28 protein-coding genes and 2 pseudogenes are annotated in these 23,520 nt (G+C 64.1%); 12 read left to right on the plus strand and 18 right to left on the minus strand.

The window, feature by feature from the left end:
* Positions 1-141: 141 nt before the first annotated feature.
* The 6 genes from B5X82_RS23810 to B5X82_RS23830 form a co-directional block, all read right to left on the minus strand.
* The gene (locus tag B5X82_RS23810; protein WP_020818599.1) at positions 142-570 is read right to left on the minus strand and encodes a hypothetical protein; all 429 of its coding nucleotides are present in this window, start codon (positions 568-570) and stop codon (positions 142-144) included.
* The gene (locus B5X82_RS23815; RefSeq protein WP_020818598.1) at positions 567-1,019 is read right to left on the minus strand and encodes a MucR family transcriptional regulator; all 453 of its coding nucleotides are present in this window, start codon (positions 1,017-1,019) and stop codon (positions 567-569) included. The genes B5X82_RS23810 and B5X82_RS23815 overlap by 4 nt, the downstream gene beginning before the upstream one ends.
* Before the next feature lie 500 nt (positions 1,020-1,519).
* Positions 1,520-2,359 carry a JAB domain-containing protein gene (locus tag B5X82_RS26870; RefSeq protein ID WP_158500939.1) on the minus strand — a complete coding sequence of 280 codons (840 nt, stop codon included), beginning with the start codon at positions 2,357-2,359 and terminating at the stop codon, positions 1,520-1,522.
* 122 nt (positions 2,360-2,481) lie between these two features.
* Positions 2,482-2,955 (minus strand): hypothetical protein, encoded by a 474-nt coding sequence (locus tag B5X82_RS26875; protein ID WP_020818528.1) that lies wholly within the window; start codon positions 2,953-2,955, stop codon positions 2,482-2,484.
* Between the two features lie 41 nt (positions 2,956-2,996).
* Positions 2,997-3,305 (minus strand): hypothetical protein, encoded by a 309-nt coding sequence (locus B5X82_RS23825; protein WP_020818527.1) that lies wholly within the window; start codon positions 3,303-3,305, stop codon positions 2,997-2,999.
* Between the two features lie 83 nt (positions 3,306-3,388).
* Complete coding sequence (locus tag B5X82_RS23830) at positions 3,389-3,916, minus strand: helix-turn-helix transcriptional regulator (RefSeq protein WP_020818526.1); 528 nt, start codon at positions 3,914-3,916, stop codon at positions 3,389-3,391.
* Between the two features lie 610 nt (positions 3,917-4,526).
* Between B5X82_RS23830 and B5X82_RS23835 the strand changes: the two genes are divergently transcribed.
* The 3 genes from B5X82_RS23835 (at position 4,527) to B5X82_RS23840 (ending at position 7,843) form a co-directional block, all read left to right on the plus strand.
* Positions 4,527-6,773 carry a TonB-dependent receptor gene (locus B5X82_RS23835; RefSeq protein ID WP_223308158.1) on the plus strand — a complete coding sequence of 749 codons (2,247 nt, stop codon included), beginning with the start codon at positions 4,527-4,529 and terminating at the stop codon, positions 6,771-6,773.
* A 167-nt stretch (positions 6,774-6,940) separates the two neighbouring features.
* Entirely contained in the window at positions 6,941-7,153 is a 213-nt protein-coding gene (locus B5X82_RS26515; RefSeq protein WP_020818524.1) for a hypothetical protein, read from the plus strand.
* Between the two features lie 240 nt (positions 7,154-7,393).
* The gene (locus B5X82_RS23840; protein ID WP_021224259.1) at positions 7,394-7,843 is read left to right on the plus strand and encodes a hypothetical protein; all 450 of its coding nucleotides are present in this window, start codon (positions 7,394-7,396) and stop codon (positions 7,841-7,843) included.
* Positions 7,844-7,853: 10 nt separating this feature from the next.
* Here the strand turns inward: B5X82_RS23840 and B5X82_RS23845 are convergent.
* The 10 genes and pseudogenes from B5X82_RS23845 to B5X82_RS23890 form a co-directional block, all read right to left on the minus strand.
* Positions 7,854-8,827 (minus strand): annotated as a pseudogene (locus B5X82_RS23845) (tyrosine-type recombinase/integrase).
* On the minus strand, positions 8,824-9,084 hold the full coding sequence (locus tag B5X82_RS23850; RefSeq protein ID WP_020818521.1) for a hypothetical protein: 261 nt from the start codon (positions 9,082-9,084) through the stop codon (positions 8,824-8,826). Before B5X82_RS23850 ends, B5X82_RS23845 begins: the two are co-directional and overlap by 4 nt.
* Positions 9,081-9,452, minus strand: a complete 372-nt coding sequence (locus B5X82_RS23855) for an antitoxin PaaA2 family protein (protein ID WP_020818520.1) — start codon at positions 9,450-9,452, stop codon at positions 9,081-9,083. The genes B5X82_RS23850 and B5X82_RS23855 overlap by 4 nt, the downstream gene beginning before the upstream one ends.
* 37 nt (positions 9,453-9,489) lie before the next feature.
* Positions 9,490-9,858: a DUF7673 family protein gene (locus B5X82_RS23860; protein WP_020818519.1), complete on the minus strand. Its 369-nt coding sequence runs from the start codon at positions 9,856-9,858 to the stop codon at positions 9,490-9,492.
* Positions 9,855-10,037 (minus strand): hypothetical protein, encoded by a 183-nt coding sequence (locus tag B5X82_RS27135; RefSeq protein WP_020818518.1) that lies wholly within the window; start codon positions 10,035-10,037, stop codon positions 9,855-9,857. Before B5X82_RS27135 ends, B5X82_RS23860 begins: the two co-directional genes overlap by 4 nt.
* 31 nt (positions 10,038-10,068) lie before the next feature.
* Positions 10,069-10,350, minus strand: a complete 282-nt coding sequence (locus B5X82_RS23870) for a type II toxin-antitoxin system YafQ family toxin (protein WP_020818517.1) — start codon at positions 10,348-10,350, stop codon at positions 10,069-10,071.
* Complete coding sequence (locus tag B5X82_RS23875; protein ID WP_021224639.1) at positions 10,337-10,600, minus strand: type II toxin-antitoxin system RelB/DinJ family antitoxin; 264 nt, start codon at positions 10,598-10,600, stop codon at positions 10,337-10,339. The genes B5X82_RS23870 and B5X82_RS23875 overlap by 14 nt, the downstream gene beginning before the upstream one ends.
* A 283-nt stretch (positions 10,601-10,883) precedes the next feature.
* Positions 10,884-10,955, minus strand: a pseudogene (locus B5X82_RS27385) (hypothetical protein); the annotation flags it as partial.
* Positions 10,956-11,239: 284 nt separating this feature from the next.
* Positions 11,240-11,764 (minus strand): hypothetical protein, encoded by a 525-nt coding sequence (locus B5X82_RS23885; protein WP_037485683.1) that lies wholly within the window; start codon positions 11,762-11,764, stop codon positions 11,240-11,242.
* Between the two features lie 100 nt (positions 11,765-11,864).
* Positions 11,865-13,160 carry a hypothetical protein gene (locus B5X82_RS23890; protein WP_020818513.1) on the minus strand — a complete coding sequence of 432 codons (1,296 nt, stop codon included), beginning with the start codon at positions 13,158-13,160 and terminating at the stop codon, positions 11,865-11,867.
* A gap of 110 nt (positions 13,161-13,270) precedes the next feature.
* Here B5X82_RS23890 and B5X82_RS23895 point away from each other — a divergent pair, with 110 nt between their 5' ends.
* On the plus strand, positions 13,271-14,224 hold the full coding sequence (locus tag B5X82_RS23895; RefSeq protein WP_021223069.1) for a lytic transglycosylase domain-containing protein: 954 nt from the start codon (positions 13,271-13,273) through the stop codon (positions 14,222-14,224).
* A gap of 40 nt (positions 14,225-14,264) precedes the next feature.
* On the opposite strand, the gene B5X82_RS23900 is transcribed toward B5X82_RS23895, so the two are convergent.
* Positions 14,265-14,759 (minus strand): helix-turn-helix domain-containing protein, encoded by a 495-nt coding sequence (locus B5X82_RS23900; RefSeq protein ID WP_020818511.1) that lies wholly within the window; start codon positions 14,757-14,759, stop codon positions 14,265-14,267.
* 167 nt (positions 14,760-14,926) lie between these two features.
* On the minus strand, positions 14,927-15,376 hold the full coding sequence (locus tag B5X82_RS23905; RefSeq protein ID WP_020818510.1) for a hypothetical protein: 450 nt from the start codon (positions 15,374-15,376) through the stop codon (positions 14,927-14,929).
* A 349-nt stretch (positions 15,377-15,725) separates the two neighbouring features.
* Between B5X82_RS23905 and B5X82_RS23910 the strand changes: the two genes are divergently transcribed.
* The 8 genes from B5X82_RS23910 to traC all read left to right on the plus strand — a co-directional run bounded on the left by B5X82_RS23910 (position 15,726) and on the right by traC (position 23,519).
* The gene (locus tag B5X82_RS23910; protein ID WP_020818509.1) at positions 15,726-16,046 is read left to right on the plus strand and encodes a hypothetical protein; all 321 of its coding nucleotides are present in this window, start codon (positions 15,726-15,728) and stop codon (positions 16,044-16,046) included.
* Between the two features lie 58 nt (positions 16,047-16,104).
* Entirely contained in the window at positions 16,105-16,395 is a 291-nt protein-coding gene (gene traL, locus B5X82_RS23915) for a type IV conjugative transfer system protein TraL (protein ID WP_020818508.1), read from the plus strand.
* 1 nt (position 16,396) lies between these two features.
* Complete coding sequence (locus tag B5X82_RS23920) at positions 16,397-16,963, plus strand: type IV conjugative transfer system protein TraE (protein WP_020818507.1); 567 nt, start codon at positions 16,397-16,399, stop codon at positions 16,961-16,963.
* Complete coding sequence (locus tag B5X82_RS23925; protein ID WP_021223067.1) at positions 16,960-17,760, plus strand: type-F conjugative transfer system secretin TraK; 801 nt, start codon at positions 16,960-16,962, stop codon at positions 17,758-17,760. The genes B5X82_RS23920 and B5X82_RS23925 overlap by 4 nt, the downstream gene beginning before the upstream one ends.
* A 4-nt stretch (positions 17,761-17,764) precedes the next feature.
* Positions 17,765-19,090 carry a TraB/VirB10 family protein gene (locus B5X82_RS23930; RefSeq protein WP_020818505.1) on the plus strand — a complete coding sequence of 442 codons (1,326 nt, stop codon included), beginning with the start codon at positions 17,765-17,767 and terminating at the stop codon, positions 19,088-19,090.
* Positions 19,077-19,949, plus strand: a complete 873-nt coding sequence (locus tag B5X82_RS23935; protein ID WP_020818504.1) for a DsbC family protein — start codon at positions 19,077-19,079, stop codon at positions 19,947-19,949. Before B5X82_RS23930 ends, B5X82_RS23935 begins: the two co-directional genes overlap by 14 nt.
* A gap of 176 nt (positions 19,950-20,125) precedes the next feature.
* Positions 20,126-20,926, plus strand: a complete 801-nt coding sequence (locus tag B5X82_RS23940) for a TraV family lipoprotein (protein ID WP_223308159.1) — start codon at positions 20,126-20,128, stop codon at positions 20,924-20,926.
* 1 nt (position 20,927) lies between these two features.
* Positions 20,928-23,519 (plus strand): type IV secretion system protein TraC, encoded by a 2,592-nt coding sequence (gene traC, locus B5X82_RS23945; protein WP_020818502.1) that lies wholly within the window; start codon positions 20,928-20,930, stop codon positions 23,517-23,519.
* Position 23,520 lies beyond the last annotated feature (1 nt).

The following is a 23,520-nucleotide window of genomic DNA, read 5'->3' on the forward strand; positions in this document are numbered from 1 at the left end:
CACCCTGGAAATGGCGCCACTTGAAATCCGTCATCGTTCCGTCCGTCCAATCTCCGCCAAGCATGCTCAAGCTTCACGATTTTTGCAACAGAGCCACATATCCGGCCACGATGTAAATATTGCTCAGGAGATCTGGCGTTGTCAGGGCCGGCAACGCTGGTCGGAACGCCAGTAGCGCTCCCAGCGCGCGACGGTGCCGGTCGCAAGCATCGCGCAGCTGAGGTTGCGGCCATCGGCAAGAGTGCAGAAGGCACCGGTTCTGGCGCCGCCCGCCGGACCGGTCGAGAGACAGCGCATTGGCGCTGCGCGGACGCGGATATGGCTGATGCCTGCGTTGGCGATCCGAACCTCACCGCGCGAGCCGCCAAGCAGCTCCACCAATGCATTGCGCGCCGCGATCGGTCCAGCGCGGGGACAGGGATGGCCGCGACGGCAAGTACCATCCAGTTCGCGCGCGGCGATGCCCGCGATGCGGATGCGTGGACCCTCGGCACACCAGACCGGGCCATCGCCATCGGCGACAAGGGTGGGCGTGCAGAGGAATATCAGCCCTGCGGCCACGATACTCATGTAGCGATGGAGAGCTTCTTGCGCTTGCCGCGGCCGCGGCGGACGGTCGGTTGCCGGCCGAGGCCGATCTTCTTCGCGAGCTCGCGGCGCTGCTCGGCATAATTTGGCGCGACCATGGGATAGTCGGCAGGCAGCCCCCACTTCGCCCGGTACTGGTCAGGGGTCATCTGATAGTGGGTCATCAGGTGGCGTTTCAGCATTTTGAGCTTCTTGCCGTCCTCCAGACAGACGATGTAATCCGGCTTTATCGAAGCGCGGATCGAAACCGCGGGGACTGGGGCCTGTTGCTCAGGCTTGCCGGGCTGGCCGACGCTGGCGAGAGCGTCGTAAACCGATCCGATCAGCCGAGGAATATCGCCGACTTCGACCTTGTTGTTCGTCACATGCGCCGCAACGATGTCAGCCGTCAAAGTAATGAGATTCTCGTTGCGCCCCGCTTCCTCGCTCACAGCCCTGCTCCTGCTTACCGCCGCATCCGTAATGATCGCGGCGGGACCTGTTATCTGCTCGAATTAAGCGCGTCCATCGGTGAAAATGATACGGCGAACAGTCCAATAATCGATTGCAACCGAGGCCAGGTCGCTTTGAAGCGGCGCTTTATCCTGTCCGCCGGCTAATGCTGGTTCGTAGCGCCATTCGCCATTTGCCTGCCGACCGCTCGCCCGGACCTGGTTTGGCGATCGGTGCGCCGCGCGAGATGATTCAGCCCGGTGCGGTAGGCCCGAAGTGCGCCCGGCGCTTCGAATGATCAGTCCCTGATGTCATTGCCTGATTGGCAGGTCGCGTTACCCCCACACCGCGACCTGCCGCTGGCCCCCTTGCCTCGAAATAGGACAGGATGGTTAACAGCAATTTAACGTCGCGAGCCGGCGGCAATGCGATCGTGAACCTCTCCGGGATTCTCCTCCCCCCAACGCTGCGCCCGTCCAATCCATTTCCAGACGGCGCCTCAACCCTCCTGCATCCCTCCCTCATCCGCGCCAAAATAGTTTTCGAGACGCGCGGCCGTGTCGGGCGTCAGTTCGACAAACTGGCGCCTGCCATCGTCGGGATCGTCTATCTTCACGAGCAGCTTTGCCTCGCAAAGCTTGTTGACCAGCCGCAGCGCAGTGCTGGGAGGCGCGGTCGAAGCGAGGCAAAGGGCGCTCGTTGCCACCTTCTTGCCCTCGCTTTCGTGAATGAAGAGGTCGATCAGCATGTCCCAGGCCGGTTCGCCGAAGAGCTTTGGCGACCCGATCAGCTCTCGGCGGAACTGGCGGCGCTTATAGGCTCGGCGCGCATTTGCGAGCGCGGTTGACGCACTTTGCTGTTGTCCGCCGCCTCCCGACCCGGGATTGTCGCGCAGAACATGGGCGCAGGCGGGCGCACGATCAGATCCTATGCGCCCGCTCGCTGCGACGCGCTGGGCGTGGGTCGCCGTGACGACAATATGATCGACGATCTCGATATCGAGCGATCGACCAAGGTCGGAAAGCCTGCGCGTCGCGACGATGTCGTTTTCGCTCGGGGTCGCGTCGCCGCTCGGGTGATTGTGGACGAGAATGAGTCCGGTGGCGCCGTGCTCGATCGCGCGCCGAAAGATCGTTCTGGGATAAAGCTCGAGCTGCCGGACGGACCCATGGTGCAATTGCTCGTCCGCGATCAGGCGGTAGGAAGCGTCCAGGAAAAGGATGCGCAGCACCTCGTCCGGCAGCGATCCCATCGAGGCCATGAGATATTGGCCGAGCTTGGGGCAGGCAGGGTCGACCGGCTGCGTTGTCAGGTCGGCCTGCAGACCCTCAAGGAACATGTCCCGGGCGCCGAGCAGGATATCCGCGATCGAAGGGTGGTGACCCAGAACCCGCTCGAGCGCTTCTGGCGTTTGGGCCAGGATCCGTCCGATGCTGCGGAATTCCTGCAGCAGCGCGGCGGCTAGCCGCTCACCGTCATTCGGCTCGATGGACGCCAGAAAACGTGCCAGGACGGATCGCTGCCGCTGCGCCGCAAGCGCTGCTGGTGCCGCCAGGTTGCGAGGATGAGAAGGGGCGGGAGCAGCCAGGACGAAGCGACCTGCATCGTGAGATAGGCAATCGGGTTCATCGAGACGTCGAGCGCCCGGCTGATGTGCGCCAGCAGCGGCAGGACATGGAGGACGGCAACGATCATGGGCCAGAAGCGATGCGCCAGAAGCGCCAAGGCGATGGTCGCCGCCGAACCAATCAGGTCGATCACCAGGTAACCCAGGTCGACCGAATGATATTCCACCTGACCTGTCGAGACCAGCAGGCGATCGAGCAGGACCATCAGGATGGCAATCCCCACCATGACCCGCTCCGGAGCACCGCCCCGCCAGGCGGCGTAGCCGAGAGCCACCAACAGAAGGGCGATGAAGATTGCTATGCGCATCGTTCCCGCTTTTCATGCCAGTCGCTCCCGGTCAATCGCCGTCAGGCTACGGCCGCGAGATGCGGGGTCGTTTCCGCCGAGCCGGAGGGGCAATCGCGCAGATCGTAACTGCCCATTTCCTTGCCGATTTCGAGCAGGTCGCCATGGATCCGCAGGACGTCGCTGCTCACATCGACAAGCGACATCTGCGCCTTGGCGAGGCGCAGGATGGTCGCCTGGCCGGTCTTCGCGGGCGCACCGCTTTCGCGCCGCGCGGTCACCATGCTCGTCATCAGCGACGACAGGGCGATGATGGCGTCGTCGACCTTGGATTCAGCAGTCGGCACGTCGCGCTGCAGGCGGGCGGCCATCAGAGGTATGGATTGAGGCATAAGTTCTCCTTTGCCGGGCGCGCACCCGCGCGCCGGCGAACCGTGGGTCAAGTTGAACAGGTTCAGTTGGAGACGAGCCGCGTCAGCGCTTCCGCGATGCCGAGCCCCAGGAAAACGACGATGACCAAGGCGACGAGAATTCCCACCATGATCATGACGCGCGCCTGAATGCTGTGATCGTGTCTCCATCCGTCCCGGAACGGCAGGAAGAAGTCCCTCGATCCCTGGCCGGCGCCGAAGGTGGGCGCCGCACTGTCGCTCAGCTTCAGGACCGGTTCGGGATCGCCGTCCGGAAAGTCGGATGGCACCAGCGTCGGCGGCGAGGGAACCTGCACCGAGTCATATGTGATCCGGTCATATAGCTGTTTGAGACGCGCGTAGATGAGAGCTGCCTCGTCGCGATTGGCCGCGCCGAGGATGATCCGGGCAGCGGTGATGCGCTGGTCCACGGTCGGCTTGGAAATTCCGAGGATCCGAGCGATCTCTTTCGAGGTCTTACGCTCGATGAGCAGGTCGAGACAGGCGCGCTGCTTTTCGGTCAGGCGCAGCCAGCGTGCCAGGTCGTCATCTTCGTGCATCGTCATCGACATCACCGTCTTCGTTCTCGCCGAGGAGCGATCATAGGGGTGGCGCGAGGCTGCGCGGTCCCGCTGACGGCTTCGGGCAGGCCCGTCCGGAAGGATGCGTTCGACAAGACATGGCGGCGACGTAATCCGATTTTGCTCCTGATCGCCACCCCTTGGCATGTGAGCAAAGCCATGATGGCTCGTGCGGGTGCGCAAGAGACCGAGAACGCGCCATCGGCGGTGAGGCCTGACAAGCGGCTCCCCCGATGCACAGGCGGAAAGACCTTTTGTCGGCCATTCATCGGCTATTTCTTCCCGCCGCAAAGGCTATGGGTCGACTATTCAAGATTCCCCCCTTCGAATTCTCGGGCAATGCGACCGTCCCGGTTCGCATCATTGACGATAGTCAAGTTGCGAACAAGATTTGCTGTAGCCTCTCCAGCTACGCTCCCCAAAGCGGGTCTGGTCTCGCCGTCACCGCAAAAAGTCACGGATTGCACGGGCTGAAACACAGGTCGCGCGGGCAATCGCCGAACCTTTCATCAATCCTGTTGCAAGCGGGCGACGCCTTTATCTACTGGCGAAGGATTTGCTTTGGGGGGCCATCGTGGTGCGTTGTTTGTTGTGGGGAGTGGTGGGTCTGGCCGCTCTGTCTTGGAGTGGCTTTGCGCGTGCGCAGGAGCGCCATGTCGGCACCTACTCCGAAATCATCGTGACAGGGGAGAAAGCACGGAGATCCCTGCAGGACACGCCCAGCAGCGTGGCCGTGACCACCGCTCGGCGCATCGAGGAGGAGAATCTGTTATCACTCCAGGAGGTGTACGCGCGCACGGCGAATGTGACGGAGACGTTCAGCGCCGGCGGGTTCACTATCCGAGGCATCGCCGACCGCGGGATCATGGGCGGCGAGGGGGCAGCTCTCGCCACGATATTTGTCGATGGAGCTGCCGTGCCGGCCGCCATGGTTCATGCGTCGCCGGCGGATATGTGGGACGTCCGCCAGGTCGAGATTATGCGAGGCCCACAGTCGACCTTGCTAGGGCTGAACGCCCTGGCCGGGGCGGTCATCATGCGGACAGCCGAACCGACAATGGAATGGGAGCTGCGCGCTCGCGCCATGATAACGGACGCCGATGAGACGCAGTTCGCCGCCGCGCTGGGCGGTCCGATCGTATCCGGAGAGCTCGCATTCCGCGTCAGCGTGGAAAAGCGAGACGCCGACGGATTTACCTGGAATCCGACACGGCGCGCGCACGAGAATCCTCTTGATACGACCCAGGTCCGAGCAAAGCTCTTGTGGACGCCGACGGCCGTTCCGGGCTTCGAGGCGCGGTTCGGCTACACGCGCTATGACCGCTACAGCGGCTATTCGTTCAGCTTCACCGATACGTCTGTGCCCGACTTTTTCGACCGTCGGTGGAACTTCTCCGACAGTCCTAACGACAGTGAGGCGAGCACCGATATCGCGACCGCGGATCTGCGCTTCGATTTGGGCGCAGGTCTCTCCCTGACGGCGATCACGGCCTTCAATGAGATTAGCGAGTTCAATCGCTCCGACAACGACATGACGGCCGCCGATGGGGGCGCCTACGACCAGCAGAATCGCTATCGGACGTTCTCCCAGGAACTCCGGCTGAACTATGAGGGGGATCGCCTCAGCGGATTGATGGGGGCATTCTTCTACGATCGAAGGAACCGAAGCGCGACGGCGAGCGATGACAGCGTTCCGACGCCGGTCGACACGATAAGCGCATTGCTGCGAAGCAGTGGCATCGACGCGCCGACTGCGCAGTTGGTTGCCGGACTCTACAGCCGGGCGCTGGCAGCGATTCCGGTCGATTTCTCAGCGGATGCCTCTGGTCACGTGCGATCTTATGCCCTGTTCGGCGATGTTCAATTCAGGCTGACCGAGAGGCTCATGTTCACCGTGGGGTTTCGCTACGACCACGAAACGAACAGCTTGGGCATCGATCAGACCGCGCGGTTCGCGGGGGCCTATCCTGATCCGAGGGCTTTCGGCTCCACCGGGTCGCCGCTGTACCGCGCGGTGGTTGCAATCAACCAGGGCGTTGCCGGCATCGTAGCCCAAGCGAGCGGTTCGGCCGCCGCTACCGATCGGACCTTCGATGCGTTCTTGCCGAAGGCGGGGATCCAAATGGCCTGGACGCCGAACCTCAAGACTGGTTTCACGGTCCAACGAGGCTATCGGTCAGGCGGCTCGAGCGGCAATATCGCGCGTTCGGCGACCTTTTCCTACGATCCTGAATTCACCTGGAACTACGAGCTGTCGCTGCGTTCCGCGTGGCTCGATGGGCGGCTGACATTGAATGCCAACGCCTTCTATGTCGACTGGAAGGATCAGCAGGTTTCAGCGAACTTCGGCATGAGCATATACGACACGCATATCGTCAATGCCGGCTCGTCCCATCTCTATGGGTTCGAGATCGAGGCGACGCACAGCCCCAGCGGCGCTTTCGACTGGTACGCCTCGGTGGGCTACTCGCGCACGAGGTTCGATGAATTTGCCACGACGGTCGGCAGCGTGACGGACTATGACGGCCTTGAATTCGCTCATGCTCCGCGCTGGACGCTCGCCGGCGGCGTCAACATTCGTCCCGTCGATCGAGTGGCCATTAACTTGAACGCCAGCCATCGTTCAGCGGTTTTTACCGAGGTTCGCCTACCACAAAGCGCATCGCGGGCCAGCGGACGCACGCTGGTGAACGCGCGGGTCGCCTATGAGACAGGGCACTGGACGATGTCCGCTTTTGCCAGCAACCTTTTCGACGATCGATATTATCACTATCGCCTCGACGGGCTACCGCGTGCGGTCCTTGGAAACCCGCGCGTGCTGGGGATCGCGCTCGAGGCGCGGTGGTGATTTTGCGGCATGAGTAATGCCATAGATCGACAACCGGTCGTGGTACACGGCAGACGTACCGTTTGCTCTAGGCCGAACATCTGGATCCCCGCGCGCTGCCTCATCATCCCCTGCGCTCTGACGGCGGAATCGACGTTCAGCGCCTCGATGCTGACGGGGCCGGACATGTGCAGATAAGGCTTTACGCGAGCGGCGCGGGCAGCGTTGATCTGCTGCGCCGCCAGTTCCGGCTTCCAAACGGTCTTATTGCCAACGGAGTGGCCGAAATACGTCCCCTTGCCATCAAGGAGGTTTTCATAGCTCTGCGCGTGGCGAAGCTGTCTGACGTCGCGCGCCTCAAGCCTTGCGGTAACTTCCTCAGCGGTGAAGCGTCCATTTGATGCCTTGACCGATAATTCAATCTGGGCGGCGCGATTTTATATAGGGCATCGCGCTGGTAGCTGCACCGATCGTCGTCACTTCAAGGCCCCCGGCGAAAATAGTCTACCCGTGAACAATGCGACCGCGCGGGGCGATACTTAAGGTCCGGTCTCTCGCCGGCTCAAATCCCACGCCGTTTCACCTGAAATTAACCATGTCCTGCAATCGTCCGCGATTGGCTTGGCGGAAAGGGCGTTCTCGTGCGAATTGAAACAGCGAACAACTATCTGGCCGCGAGTCAGCGTCCATCATCGGCCGATCGCACCAGCTCGTCCTCATTCTCGGCGGCTCTCTCCACCGCGCCGGCAAGCACCGCTCAAACCGGGCCAGGCAGCGCCGCGCCGCCTGATTTCACCAGCATGACGCGCCAGGAGCTGTTCGACTGGATGAACGGCAAGATCAAAAGAGGCGAAATGTCGCTGGATGACAGCTCGGCGTTTCTCGGAATGACGGTGAAGATACCCGTTGGGACAGGGCAGGGCGCACCGATCGCGCTCGATGATTGGGAACGGGTCAACTTCGTGCAGCTCGCGCGGGACGGCATTGCAGGCGCCCAATCCCGAAACGACGCCATGACCCTGGCGATGCTACAGAGCGCCATGCAGATGATGCAAGGCGACCACGGCGCGAATATCAGCCGCCACGCCTGATCCTGCCGGCTCAAATCAACACCCGCTCCACTTCGTCCAGCGTCACGTCATCGGATCGCCGGTGGTAGAGCTGCGTCGTGCGGGTGGAGCTGTGGTTCGCCATAGTCGCGGCCGTCTCCAAGGTGCCGCCGTTCTTCAAATAGGTCGTGATGCCGGTCGCGCGGAACGAGTGGTTGCCGATCGCGGTGCCGATGCCCGCCGCGGTCGCGCGGCGGCGCACCATCAAGAAAGCATTGGCTTGGGCGAGGGGGGCATCGCTTAGGCGCTTAGTGCCGCGCGCGATCGTGCGGAACAGCGGCCCCCTGGCGCGCTCGCGCAAGCCGCAGCCGTCGATATAGGCGAGCAGATATTCCTCAAGGTTGTGGTGGCACGGCATTTCGTGCCGCTTGCCGCCCTTTTCGTGCAGGCGGACCCATAGGCGGCGGTTCTGGACGAAAGCATCGTCAACGGTCATGGCGACGGCCGCGCCGATCCGCGCGAAGCTATAGACCATGAGGCCGATAAGCGCGCGGTCGCGCAAGCCGGCATGGGTGGCAACGTCTATGGTGTCGAGTATCTGGCGCGCCTCGTCGGGGGCGAGAACGGGCGTCTTGCCGCGCCGCGCGCTGTGCGCCGGCCCGCGCACCGACGCGGCGGGGTTCACCGGCACGGCCTGGCCTGTCACCAGCCAGTCGAACAGGCGGCGCACGCCGGCGAGCTGCTGCTTGACGCTGGGCGGGGCCAGCTCGCCGCCTAGCGCCTCGATCCAGTCCGCGAAGTGGAGCGGCTGCACCTGGGCGAGCGAGGCGACACCGCGCGCCTCACACCAGGCCAGGAACTCGCCCGCCGCGCGCATATAGGCGCGGCGCGTGTGGGGATTGCGGATCGCAACGGCGAAGAACTCAAGGAATCGAAGCTGCGCGCGCTCGTCGGCCGCCGCGATCAACGCCGGCAGCGCCAGCGCAGCGACGATGCAGGCGAGGCCAGGGGGGCGAGCTGATTCATCGCGCGCGCTCCTGGCGGGCCGCGTCGATCGCCCGCTCGATCGCGCCGCGCGCCATCGGACTGTTCGACCAGCAGCTTGCGCCCAGCATCGCCGCGATGCGCCGGCACACCTCGTCCGCGCCCTGGCACGCCAGGGCTTCCATGCTGGCGATGCCAAGCGTTTCCAGGCGCTCAAGAACCGTGGGGCCGACGCCTTTCACGGCCAGCAGCACGGCGCGGTCCTCGGCGCTGAACCGGGCAGGGGAGGGCGCGGTCATTGCGCCGCCCTCTGCCACCGCGCCGGTTCGGGACGCGGCTTGGCGATCCATTGCTCTATTTTGGCGCAGACTTCTTCGTGCGGAATCCCCGGCCGCGGATCATCTATCGCGGCCTGAATACGACGCCGCAGCAACTCGTCGCGTAGATCGCCGTGCGGCTCCATTTCGATGAAGTTCTGGACGGTCAGGAACACCGCCTCGGAAGGATCGGCAAACCTGCCCCGTTCGATCTGCTCCAACAGCCAGTCGGCCTGATCTTTGGTAAGATACGCCTCGAAGCGCAAGCCCCCGGCGCGGGCCTGGTCGCGCAGCGCCGCCGCTTGGGCGCGCTCGGCCGCGTTGTCGTCCAGAAGCTCGTCGTCGGTCATATCGCCTCCCATTGATGGCGGTGGATCTCCGGCACGTTTAAACGGCCTCGGCCGGGTCGCCACGATAGCGCACCCAAAGGTCGCCCATCGCGTCGCGGTAGCCCCAGGCATCGGCGTAGGTCGTCGACTCCTGCGCCAGATAGGCCATGATCGTAAGCATATCCTCGGCAATAACGGCATCGACGTTGCACAAGTGGATGATCGGGAAATGCCCGCACTCGTCGCCGTTCCACCAGGCCAGGAGAAAATCCGCGACCTTCCATGATGCGCCGGTCTCGGCCGCGCGCGTCGGCGGCATGGCGATGGCGAGCAAGCGGCCGATCGCCGCGCCGGCCTCATCGAAGCTGACGTGCAGAATGACTGGGCGGCGCTGCGGGGGTGTCGTGGCCGAAGTGCCGGGGATCATTTCGGTAACCCGTTTTCGTCGTAGAGCAATTCGGCATGGTCAACATAGGGACGCTTCACATGCGCCGCGGCGCGGTCGGCGATAGTCAGCAGCTCGGCGCTGCGCCCACGCCGGGATGGCCTCATGCCAGCCATGAACGCTTCGTCCATCGGCGGATTGTCGGGTAGTTCATCGGTCATAGGGCCTCCATATCGGCGGCAAGCCATCTGCCTACAGATCGAGCTGCGAATGGGAGCCGAGACGGGCGAGGATCAGCCGGTCATCGTCAATGAGCCGGTAGATCAACACCAGGTCGGGCTTTACATGGCAGTCCCGATAGTCCTTCCAGTTGCCGGTCAAGGCATGATCCCGGTGCCGCGCTTCCAGCGGCGCATCCGTAGCCAGCGCCTCGATAATCCGCCGCAAATCGGTATCCAGCACATTGCGGCGCGGCCCTTTCGCCTCGCGCTTGAAGTCCCGGCGAAACGCCGTGGTGCGCTCAATCGTCCGCATGAAGATCGGCGAACAGCGCATCCACGGACGCAAACCGCTCGAGGCCGCCGCGCTCGACCTCGGCGAAGGCGGCCAGCGTTTCCGCGTTGGGCTGGAACAGCGCCGCCGGAATCTCCTTGTCCTGCGCGATCCGGGTCATCAACACGCGCACCACGTCGCTGACCGTCAGGCCCGAAGCCCGAATAACCTGACTGGCCGCATCCTGAATGTCGCCAGGAACGCGAGCCTGCACCATACGGCTTGCCGCCATGATAAACTCCTGCATCTGAAATCTGTATTTCAGTGTAATACACTTTGGGTGAAATTGCTAGAGGTGAATCCGGTTGCTGCATCGCACCCTGACATTGAGAGGCGTCCTCGCCGGCTTCGAGCTTCGCCAACCAGGCATCGGCTTCCTCAAGCGTCAGATGCAGGCCCGTCTGCTGATATTCGTCCCACACCCGTATGGCGTCCTGGCGGAATGCCTCGCGCTTTTCCTCACGTTCGACATACTGTGCGATGGCTTCGCGCATGATCCAATGCGAGCTGCGTCGACGCACTTCGGCCAGGTGCTGGACGCGCCCCTTAAGGGCGTCATCGAGTATGATTGATGTTGGCGCCACCATAGCGCGACCTCCGTAGCACCAGGCATACCTTGCGCTAAGCTACCTTATCTGGGCTGCGCCGACCAATTCTAGCGTCGACCGCGACGGCGAGTTCGATGTGTCCGCGTCAGTCTGGCTATGTCCGCTGTCAGGCTTCGTCAGGATGTTAGGGCCGGGGATTTCGGATGCTTTTCGGACCACATTCCCAGAAGGCGAGCACGTTTGCGGAATTCGTGCCCACCGAGGGTGATAGCTTTGCGCCACTCTCCGCGCCCCTTCCCTAAGCTGCCGACGCCCGCCAACCCTCAAGGTGCAGCTCGCAAGGGCAGAGGCGTTCTGCGCCAGATCACATAGCCGAATATTTCGCGCCGGTGGGCGCGCAGCTTGGGCCAAGGCCATCTCGTCTCGTGCCACCAGGCAATTCCGTGGCGATGGTCGTGCGCCTCGAGCCAGTCGCGGATCGCGGCGGGCGGCTCCGGCAGCTCCTGACCAGATTTCTCTTCGATGCGGTAGGACAGGAAAAAGGCGAGCCAGATGGCTATGGCCGCAACAGGAGCCGCGGTCCAAAGCGGAACCTCTAGGATGAAGCCCAAATAGGGCGCGAGCGCGGTCGGCTCGAGCCATAGCATCCCATGAAACACGGCGATCGTTTCAGCGATCAGCATGAGCAGCATGCCGAGGTGCCGCACGAGCTGTCCGTGGTTGCCGGGCCGGCATCGGGCACGCTGATAGGCGATGATGGTGGCATCGATCTGGCGGGCGCCGTCGCCAGGATCGTCGGGATTGAGGTGAGCGGCGAGCGCCGCATAATCGGCGGACCGGTCCTGCACAGCGTTATCCTCCAGACAGAATGCCATGAACGGGCGATGAGAAAGCGGCAGGCGCCATCGGTCCGAGGCCGCTCTCTCGAAACGGAACGAGAGGGGCCGGTCACAAGCCGAACGCCTTCCGCACGAGCGGCGCGATCCGCGCCTCTTCCACGTCGTCCGGAGAGACGCACAGAACCGGGGCGATCTGCTGCATGCGGGGGTGGGTCACGGCTTTCGCGGCGAGATAGGTTTCATCGGTGGATCCCATTGCCTCGACGATGATCTCCCGCGTTTCGCCGGTGCTGCGCGAGCGCGCTTCCAACAGAAAATCCGGGCGGCATGATCCGATTGGCGTGAGCGTGTCGAACACGGGCTTTTCGAGGAGAAGGTCGAGCCCTGCGCGATCGAAGGACCAGCGCAGCCGCAGCAGGTCACGCAGCACCGCGCGCTCGAACTCGGAATCGACAGGGATGAAGCGCTTTCCCGAGTAGATCGGCTGGGCATAGCCGCGAAGCGGCGCATAGCCATGCGCTTCGGGATATTGGCCCGCCACGACGATCGTCAGATAGGGGCCCTTGATCGTGTTCCCGCGGATCGAGGGGGACTGGACGCGGTTCGCCAGCACGACAGGATCGCTCCCGGCGACATGGATCGTCGAACCTTCGAACTTCTGCGTGAAGAGCGCGAGGAAGCCCTGGGGCGCATGCCCGGGCGGCCAGACTCGGGAGAGCTCGCGCAAGCGGGCATAGATGCGCTTGCTGTGGAGCGCCTGTGCATGCGTCCAGAGGGCACGGCCGAGCTCGATGCCCGGTGCGATTTCGACGCGCTGCGCCGCGATGGCCAGCGTCTTGAACTCGTCGCTGATCGAATGTTCCGGGTTCTCGTCGGAGAGGCAGAGCGTACGATTGAGACCGGAGAGGTTGATAAGACGCCAGAGCAATCGGGCGAGCCTTGGCACCGAGGCCTGGCGCGTTCTGTCGTCGCTGCTTTCCTCTTCGGGACGCTGCGCCAGCTTCTCGGGCGCCGGGCGCAGCACCTCGAAATAGCCGGTCGGCGGATCGGCCGGGCTCTCCTGCGTTCGCACTTCGCTCAGCCGGTTGGTGGCCTGATCGCGGAAGAACGGGCAGTCCGCCCTGTGTTCGGGACGGTTAACGCTGGTGAGACGGCGCAGATAGTAGGTTTCTGCTTCCGACAGGAACGCCGGCGTCAGGATCGGGGGCGGAGCGTCGGCCGACAAACAGTCGCAGGCGATCCACCTCTCGCCGATGCGCGCCTGCTGGACAAGCATGATCCCCGCTTCCTCGTCGGCGCGCGAACCCTGTCCGACATACCAGCGGACGAGAGCCTCTCGGACGGGCGCGGGAAGCGCAATTCTCCCTGCGCGGGTCCCGTCCGTATTGCGCGGGATCAGCCACATCGGCGCCTCCTGATCTTGATTTTTGAGGCTGACACTGCTCGGGCACGCGGATTGACAACCCGGCGGCCGCTGATCTTCCCTTGGCCTGTTTCGGTAGCAGGGAGGGTGCAATGAGGGCGTTGGGGATCGGTTTCGGCATTGTGGCGCTGGTCGTGTCGGGGGGCGCGGCAGCCCAGGGGAAAGAGGCCAAGCCCGCGCGCAGAGTGCAGCTCATCACGATGACCGCGCCCGGGCCGGAGAGCCGGCCGGATGCAGCCGCCGAACCCCCGAGCGTGCCCAACCCGGTGTCGACCGGTGCCCGTCCGCCGGACTTTCGGGTGCATGACCTCAGCCGCCGGTGGGTGGAATTCCAGATGGCGAACAGCTTCACGAACAGCGGCGTTGCGCTCGAGCAGGCAGCAAGCGGAAGCGCCGGGAGTGAAGGCTCGGCCGCCTCCGCCGAATGGTTGCCGCCGGCGCCTGCCATCCCCGTTCCTGCGTGGATGCGCGGCGGCGCGAGCTTCGATTTCGCGGCCAATCGCTTCGAGCCAGGCTGCGGCGTCCTTCCCTATCGGCCGACAGGATTCTTGAGGGCGGACGCTGAGAGCAGGCGCGCCAGCTATTATCAGCTGATGAGCGGGATCGCGTGCGAATACGGCATTCCGGTCGGGTTGTTCGATGCGATGATCATTCGCGAAAGCCGCTATCGCACCGATGCGCTGTCGCCCAAGAACGCCTTCGGCCTGACCCAGCTGATGCCCGGGACGGCTGCCTCGCTGGGAGTGAACCGCTATAGCGTCGAGGATAATCTGCGCGGCGGAGCGAGATATCTTCGCCAGCAACTCGACAGGTTCGGCCATTATCATCTGGCGCTTGCCGCATACAATGCCGGGCCTGGCCGCGTCCGTGGCGGGCTCGTGCCGCGCATCGCCGAGACGCAGGCCTATGTCGACAATGTCCTCATGAACTGGGCGCGCTTGAGCGGCGTCTACCGGCAAGCAACCGTGCTGCCGCGCCAGACCGCAAGCGTCTTCCCGCCTCGGTCGGTGCCGCCCGCGCGCGTCGCGAGCGTCTCGCTCTTCTAGGAGCGCGGCGGGGAAGGGCCCGGCGCCGAATCCGGTCGGGCTAGATCCGGAAGTCATCGCTCTCGGCCAGGCGTGCACGGCGGGCCAGCTTGGCGCTCACCTCGTCCAGCAGTTTCCGGACGACGGCTCGCCTGACCGGCACCGCCCATTCCGGGCGGACTTCCGAGCCATCGATGCCTTCGAGTTCTTCGAGCAGAACGATCAGGCCTTCCGGCATGTCGACGAATGCGTCGCAGATCATTGTGAAGAGCACGTCATGGCGCTCGATCAGGGGCTGCGGGATCGTCCCGCTTGCCTTGATGCGCACATAGGCCGCGACGATGTCGGTTCCGAGCGCGTGCAGGATGATCTGAAGCTCGTCCACAGTCATGGGCGACCGCTTCGTGGGGTCGCTGTGCAGCAGCAGTCCCAGGCGCGTCTTGCTGATGCCGGTGAGGGCGGCGAGCTTGCGTTGCGGGATGTCCTTTCGGTCCATCATGCACCGAATGAGCGGTACGAAATCGCGCAGGATCGTTTCGTCATCCGGCTCGAGCACGAACTATGATCCAGCTGTGGCGCGAGACGACATTAGCCCCCGAACCTCCCCGTTAGGGGACAAGGCAAACACGGTGAATCCCGCTTTGCAAGCGTCGTTGGAGCCAGAGTGAGCGCAATATTCCAGCGCAGATACCGCGATATAGCTCGCGAAGATCGGGCGATTTCCTAGTTTAGCCGCGTGCTCGTGCGCCCCGGTTCGCCCCCGTCAAGGCGCTGCTCAAGCGACAACCGGTCCAGTATCTGCGAGGTCTTGAGCTCGACGACATAGTCGAACAGCAGCGCCGAAAGCGCGTCGCCGATCGTCAGTGTGGTGTCGAGGCGGCGGCCGAGAGCCTGCCGCATTTCCTCAAGCGCCTGGGCATTCGCATCAGAGAGCGGAAGCCGGATTTTCACGTCGCCATGGGTCGGAATCGCCGCGAAATGCTCGCGCATCGTGCGCACTTCATGCCTGCCCGCGGCACCCGGTTCGGCGAGCCGCGCCGCGACCAGCGATACGAGCGTCTGATGCTCGTTCGTCTCATTGGAGAATAGGCGCAGGCACTCGGTGGTCAGCCGAAAGAGATATCCGGAGACATCGAGCACAAAGCCTTCGTGTTCGGCGGCCGTCGTCCCCACGTCGAGATGAATCCTTCTTCCTGAAAGGCAGCATGGCGCTGACTACTGCGACGGAGCCTGGAGTCTCGATGGTTAATATCTGCTGAGTCGTAGCCCCGAGTCTACCGGGACGCCACCAGCGCCGCAATTTCCGGGGCAAGTTGTCCCGCATTCCGGGCCAGTCTGCCCCGTAATCCGGGGCGCCATGCCCCGAATGAGCGGGCAGGCCGCCCGGCGTTCGGGGGCAGGGCCTCGATCGGCGAAAGATTCTTCCCCCGTCACCCCGGCTGCCCGTGACGACCCGGCCGCGGGTTGGTCAGCTTTCCCTGGGCGCGGTTCTCGTCGCGTCTCCAATTGAAGGGAACCCAACATGCAGTCAGTCCTGAAAGAGACCGGGCGCGCAGAGTTGGCGATCGTCGTGATCGCCGCCCTCCTGTTCGCCTCCTTCTGGTTCGCCGGTCCGGCATTCGCCGGCGCCGACACGACCTTCGACACGGCGCTCAACAAGTTCACCGATTTCCTCGAGGGCTCGGGCGGCAAGATCATCACGGTGCTTTCGCTCGCGGGCGGCATCGTCGCGCTCGCCTCCGGTCGCTTCTCCATGGGCCAGATCGCCATCCCGGTCGGTGTCGGCGTCGGCGCCGGCACGGGCATTCCCATCGTCACGTCGACGGTCACCGCGACGATCTGATCATTCCTGCGGTCGGGCGAAGTAGCAGCTTTGACCGACCCAAGGAGAGGGTGGTGCAATGGCGGCGGATAAGTACGTCATCCCGACTCATCTGGATGATCCCGAGCTGATCGGGCTGTGGACCCTGGATGAGTTCCTGGCGATGGTCATCCCCTTCGTCTGGGGGATTCTGTCTCAGCACATCCTCATCGGCATGTTGCTTTCGGGTGCGGGCTGGTGGGGTCTCAGAAAAGCGAAGGCAGGCCGGGCGACGTCATGGCTTCTCCATCTGGCCTACTGGTTTCTTCCGGCCGGCTTCACCGGTCTGAGAGCCACGCCACCCTCGTACCTTCGATTGATGGCGGGGTGATATGGAACTTTCCTACAGCCATTCGCACAGCCAGCGGGTCTTGCGGCAGCGGAATCTGCTCGCGATCGTCGCCGTCGGCCTCTGCGCACTGACGATCCTGCTGCTTATCTTCACGGTGTCGCGGGACCGCGAAATCGTGCTGCAGCCGATCCTGCGATCGCCGGTCACGGTAAGCTCCGCCGGGGTCAGCCGCGAATATCTCGAGATGATCACGCGCGACACGGTGGTGCTCACCCTCAATCGCAGCCCGCAGAACCTCGAATACTGGATGAACGCGGTGCTCGATATCACGGCGCCGGCCTCCCAGGGCAAGGTCAAGGCGGACCTGCTCAAGATCGTGAACGAACAGCGTGGATCTTCGATTTCGCAGTTCTTCACGATCGAAAAGATGGAGCTCGACACGAAGGGGCTGCGCTCGGAGGTGACGGGCAGTCTGCATACGATCGTCGGCAATCGGGTCATCTCGAACGAGCGGCGGACCTTTCGGTACGACTGGGAATATTCCGGCCTGTCCCTGAAGCTGATCGGCTTCGGCATGGTGACGGCCGAGCAGGGGAAGGATCAATGATGTCCGTCTATGTCGTCGGCAGTGCCGCTGCGGGCACCGCCTTCCTCTCGCGCGTCAACTGTCATCTGAGCCGTTGCACGGGCGCTGCGCTGATAGGCATTGCCGTTCTGCTGAGCGCGCAGCCCGCCTGGGCCGATCAGACCATCATGGCGGCGGACAGCAGCCAGGTCGACTGCCAGGCGTCCGCCAAGGACCTGACGCGTATCAGCCTGGTCGAAGACGAGTTCGCGTCGGTCTCCAAGATCTCCACCGGCAATCCGACCGATGACTTCTCGGTCGTCAACGAGCCGGTCCGCGGCGACATCTACCTGTCCGTTCCCGACGGATTTGCCCGCCCGGCGCTCTCCTTCTTCGCCACGAGCAAGCGCGGCTATGTCTACAAGTTCGTCTGCCGGATCGGCGGCGACCAGGCCGCCCAGGTCTTCGTCTCCAATCCGGCGATCGCAAACGAACGCGCAGCGGAGAACGGTCCGGCCGAGAGGCTCGGGACCCACGATGCCGCGGTCGAGCTGGTGCAGGCGATGTATTCGAATGCGGTCGCCGACGGCTACGAGATGCGCCAGCGCGCCTTGCGGCCGGTCTATGTTGGCACCCTCAAGGTGCAGATGATCGCGGAATATCGCGGTTCGGAGCTCAGCGGCAAGGTCCTGCGCATCGAGAACAAGGGTCCGTCAGAGGTCGAGCTGACCGAAGCGATGGTCGCTCCAGCGAGCGCCCTGGCCGTGTCGATCGCCGAGAGCAAGCTCGCTCCGGGCAAGGTCACCACCGCCTACCTCGTGTCCCAGAACGGAAGGTGAGGACATGGCATTATTCGATTTCCTGAATCGCAAGCGTCCCGCTCTTGATGGGGCTTCGGACGAGGGCGTATCTCCTGTCGCCAGCGATCTCACCGCGAACGAAGCCGTTCGCCGCAAGCAGCGCCTGCTGCTGGCCGGGGTGGCGGGCGCCGGCCTGATCCTCTCCTCGTTCTGGATCTTCAGCGGCGATGAGAAGGGCGACAAGCTCGCCGACGACGGCACGAGCGAGGTCACCGTTTCGACCAAGGACCTGGTGAACCGCAATCTCTCGCAGCAGGAGTGGATGGCGCTCTCGGAGAACCGCTTCCAGTCCACCGAAAATCAGTTGAAGTCGATCGACGGCCAGAACCGCCGGCTGGAGATGCTGACCGCCCAGGTGGAGGCGCTCAAGGGCCAGAACCAGGCAATGCAGGCCGACGGCCAGCGCGTGCTGTCGGCCTATCAAGCCGAGAACGAGCAGCTGCGGCGGCAGATCAATGCGCGCCCGGCCGCCACGCCGCCCGCGCCCGGCCCGGCGGCGCTCTACGGCCCGAACGGACCGCAGGCTTACCAGCGTCCCGACGGTGCCCCAGGCGCCGCGGCGCGCGGACCGGTGGGCACCGCAAGCGAGGTGAAGCTTGTCAGCTTCAACACGGCGGAGACGGGGAACGCCACGCGGGTCGCCAAAGGCAACACCACCTACACGGACAGCGTCAATTATTTGCCGCCGAACAGCTTCGCGAGGGCGAAGGTGATCGTCGGCGTCGACGCGAGCGCCGGCGTGAACAGCCAGACCGACCCGCTTCCGGTGGTGCTCCGCGTTACGGGGCCCGCGCGTTCGGTCTATCAGAACGGCCGGCTGCTTACGACCAAGATCGAAGGCTGTCTCATCAACGGCGCGGCGCGCGGCGATCTTTCGAGCGAGAAAGTCTACGTCAAGCTGCAAAAGATGACCTGCCCGCAGCCGGGCGGCCGCTACGCCGTGTCGGAGGTGAAGGGATTCATTGCCTTCGGCGGCAAGACCGGCGTGCGGGGAAGGGTGGTGTCCCGCGAGGGCTCGCTCGTCACCCAGGCGTTCCTGGCCGGGCTCGCCGGCGGCTTCGGCCGCGGCTTCTCCGCGAATGCCAACAGCGTGTTCCAGGGAACGAACATCACCACGAACGGGCAGCGCGACAAGCTTTCGACGGGCGAAATCCTCGAAGGCGGCTTTGGCGAAGGCGTCGCGCAGTCGGGCGACATGGTGTCGAAATATCTGATCGAGCGCGCCGAGCAATATCAGCCGGTGATCGAAATGCCGACCGGGATCGATGTCGAAATTGTTTTCTTGGAGGGTGTCTATGTCCGCAATTGATCGTGTCCGCTCGCTCACTCGGCGATCGCGCCTTCTGGTTGCGACCGGCGCGGCCCTGAGCGTCGCGGGCATCGCGCTGGCCGCAGATGTGGGCAGCGCCGAAAGCCAGGTGCAGGCGCTCCTGAAGGCGCGGTTACCCAAGACTGCCGTGAGTGCGATCGACTGCGGCAAAATTGCGGGCCTGTGCGAGATCACCGCGGGCGAGAACCTATTCTATGTCGACACCAGCGCCCGCTATCTGGTGATCGGGCGCGTCTATGACATGCAGACCCGTCAGGACATAACGGCGGCGCGCCTGCTCGAGATGAACCCCGACATGCTGGTCGGCTCCTCCGCGCGGGCAAACGCGCTTGCCGCCGGCGGCGAGGAGGAGGCGGGCCAGCAGCTGGCGGCAGCACCTGCACGGCTCGAGCGGCCGGCAAGTCCCGCCAAGGCGCGAACGCTTTCGCTCTCGAGCCTGCCGAAGGATGGCGCGATCGTCTGGGGGAATCCGGCGGGCCCGACCGTCACGGTCTTTTCGGATTTTCGCTGCGGCTATTGCCGGGCGCTGACTGGCGTTCTCAAGGACATGAACGTGCGCGTGGTCGAGCGGCCGATCTCGGTGCTGGGAAGCCGGGATCTCGCCGACCGGGTTTACTGCGCCAAGAACCGCGAGGCTGCGCTCCATGCCGCCTATGCCGGGCAGCCGATAAAGGGCGAGGCTTCGTGCAACACGGCCGGCCTCGATGCGAACGAGGCCTTCGCGCAGCGGAACGGCCTCAATGGCACTCCCGTCATCGTGCGTAGCGATGGCGCGATGATCGAAGGATATCGCCCCCGGGCTTTCCTTGAAGCATGGCTTCGGGAGGCGCGGTCATGAGAAACGCTGCGTTGCATAGCCCCTGGCGCCGTCTCGGCGCGCCGCTGCTGCTTTCGACCGCTCTTGCGCTTGGAGGTTGCGCAGCGCTCGGCGGAAATGTGCGCGGCGACTTTTCCTGCGCTGCTCCTGATGGCGTCTGCGCGCCGAGCGCAACGATCGATGACCGCGCGCTTGCCATGATTACGGCAGATGCAGCTGAAGGGGTCGCGCTTCCGGCTGACGCTGCCCCGCGTTCCACCAGGGATCGGAGCCGTCTTGGCTCATCGAGGCGGACCGCCGCCACTGTCCCCGCCGATCCAGCCCGGACGCGCGAGAAGGTGCTCAGGATCGTCTTCCAGCCCTACATCGACGAGCGCGGCCGCCTGCATGAGAAAAGCGCCATACATGCGGTCGTCGCGAGCGGTGAATGGCAGCAGAGCCTTGCGCAGACCGTCCCATCCAATGCGCGTCTGGACTACGCGCTAGGGGTCCCGGAGAGTCTGGCCGATGCCGTCGACCGCGTCGACCCGCCGGGTGGGTCGCCTGGTGTTGGGGATCCTGCTGCGCCGGATCCCGATGCCGTCGCTGCCGCGCGTGCGAGGAGAGGCGACCCGCTCGAGACAATCAAGGCGGATGTCGCCGCGCGGCTCGCGCAAAAGCAAAAAAGCCCAGCAGCCGCAGCCCCCGCGGATGGTGTTGCCCACGCACCATCCGTAACCGCCTCGCCGGCGCCCTTGTCCCCCTCTGGGGCGCCGGCGGGCGGCCATGCGAGGGAGCCGGCGGCTTCTGCGGCGCCGCCGACGACGATCTCTGCGGCGGGCGAAAAGGCCGTCGAACGGGTGAAAAGCGATCCCGCCTATCGGCAGATTGCCGGGTCCGCTGCGAAGGATGCGCGTGATGCCGCCGCTGATGGCACTCCCGTCGCCTCGAAGCCGAACCTATCTGCGCCGACCGTTCGCGCCGCGGACTTCCCCGCCTCAGTGCCGGAGGATCATTGAGATGGCGGGGAAGGGCGGCTTCTTCGAGAGCCTTCTTTCAGGGATCCTCGGCGACAGCCAGCGTCCCGATGCGGATCGGCCGGAGCTTGGCGTGCCCATGCTGGCCGACTGGCTCCCTTATCGCAGCTTCGACGCAAAGACGGGCGTGTTCTACAACAGCGCGTCGCGGGGCTTTGTGATCGAGGCAGCTCCCTTGATCGGTGCAGACGAACGGACAGGGGAGATCCTCACCCAGTTCCTTTCCGAAGCGATCCCCGCGCCGGGATGCCTGCAATTCCACCAGTGGATGAGTCCGCGCGTGTCCGAGCGTCTCTCGCGCTGGTATCTTCCGCGCTACTCGGCTCGCGGCGTCTACGAGCGCATGGCGAAGCACCGCATCGACTTCCTGACCGACGGGGTGTGGCGCTCGCTCTCCGCGGATGCGCCATTCTCGCTGCGGAACCACCGTGTGGCGATCTCCTACTCGACCCCGGAATCCTCGAGCGTGTCTGTCGAGGAAATCGTGGCGGTGATGGACGGTCTGATCTCGGCCCTCGCATCGATCAATGTGCCGGCCCGCAAGATGGATCCGACCGACCTCATCGGGTGGATCGACGACATAACCTCGCCGACCACTGCGGCGGGGGAGGACGTCGTCAACTACAATCCGCTCGATCCGATTGCGGACCAGGCGGTGCGCCGGGATGTGGAGCTTCACATCGAGCCCGATCGCATGCTGCTCAGAACCGAGCGATTTCGGCCAACCGGGGCGACGGTGGACGAGGCGCCCGAGATCGGTGAGATTCTGCCGGACGTCTTCGACGTTCGCTCATTCTCGGTCCGGAACCTGCCGAGCCGCTGGGCGCCGTGGGATGTCGCCCGGCTCATTGGCGACATGTTCACCGACAAGCTCAGGATGCCATGTCCGGTCGCGACAAATCTGTGCGTCGAGTTCCCCGATCCGCTGGCATCGTCGAACAAGGCGAGCTTCAAGTTCATGCGCACCACGAGCCTTGCGGACTCCAAGTCGGCGCGCTTCCTGCCGCAGCTGCGCGAGCAAAGCCAGGAATGGCGTTACGTCAACGACGAGCTGCGCCAGGGGCGCAAGCTGGTGCGTGTCTTCTTCAGCGTGACCTCCTTCTCGCCGAAGGGCAGGGGGGACGCCAACGAACGCGTGCTCAAATCGGTTTATCGCGCAGCGGGCTGGGACCTGCTCGACGATCGGTACCTGCAGGTGATGGGCCTTTTGTGCGCCATGCCCATGACAATGGCGAACGGGCTTGCACGCGACCTCGAGCGCATGAAGCGGATGCGCACATTGCTCACGACAACGGCGGCGAACCTGGCCCCGATCCAGGGCGAGTATCTCGGCGGCCAGGTGCCGCATCTCATGCTCATCGGTCGGCGTGGACAACCCTTCTTCTGGAGTCCGTTCGAGAATGCGGCGGGCAACCACAATGTCGCCGTCTTCGGCAAATCGGGGTCGGGCAAATCCGTGACGCTGCAGGAGCTCTGTGCCTCCCTTTGCGGTGCCGGCGCGCGCGTCGTCGTGATCGACGACGGTCGCTCCTTCGAGCACTCCGCCAAGCTCCAGGGCGGCGCGTTCGTCGAATTTACGATGTCGTCCGGCTTCTGCCTCAACCCCTTCAGCATGATCGATGAGGAGCTGGCCCGCAGCGACGAGGATTACCTGCTCGACTGCATGGCGATGCTCAAAGCCATCGTGAACCAGATGTCGCGCCACATCGACCGGCTGAACGATACCGAGCGTGGCCTCATCGACGGGGCCGTTAACAGCGTCTGGAGCGAAAAGGGACGCCAGGGCTCGATCGACGACGTGATCGCTGCGCTCGAAGCCACCGGAAATGGCCTTGCCATGGATCTTGGCATCGCCATGCGCCCCTTTTCGTCGGCAGGGACGTACGGGCGATTTTTCCAGGGCGAGGTATCGTTCGAACTGTCGGCGCAGCTCACGGTGTTCGAGCTCTCCGACCTTTCATCCCGCGAGGAACTGCGCAGCGTCGTGCTGACCGCGATCATGTTCATGTCGCAGCAGATGATGCGCAAAGTCGATCGTTCGGTCCCGAAGGCGCTGCTTCTGGATGAAGCGTGGCAGATGCTGCGCGGCGGTGCGATGGCCGATTTCATCGAGACCTATGCTCGCACCTGCCGGAAATATGGCGCGGCGCTGGTGACGGCGACGCAGTCCCTGAACGATTACTATAAGTCGGCCGGGTCCGTCGCGGCGCTGGAGAACTCCGACTGGTTCGTCATTCTCCAGCAGAAGCCCGAGACAATCGCGGACTTCAAGAAGCACGACCGCTTTGAGATGGACGACTATACCGACGCGCTGCTGCGGTCCTTGAAGATCAACGGCCGCGAATATTCCGACATCCTTATCAAGGGCCCCGAGACCCTGGCCGTCGGCAGGCTGGTGCTCGATCCGTTCTCGGCCACCGTCTATTCGTCGAGCCCGGCTATCTACGCGGCGATCGAGGCGCTGGTCGCGCGAGGGCTAAGCATGGATGAGGCGATCGAACGGGTCGCCTTCCCCGGCAATCCGGAAAAGTGGGCGTCGCACGAGCAAGTCGACGTTGCCGAGGCGGCGGAGTAGG

Origin of the sequence: Rhizorhabdus histidinilytica, from assembly GCF_900167915.1 — a bacterium.
In the GTDB taxonomy this organism is placed as follows: Bacteria; Pseudomonadota; Alphaproteobacteria; order Sphingomonadales; family Sphingomonadaceae; genus Rhizorhabdus; species Rhizorhabdus histidinilytica.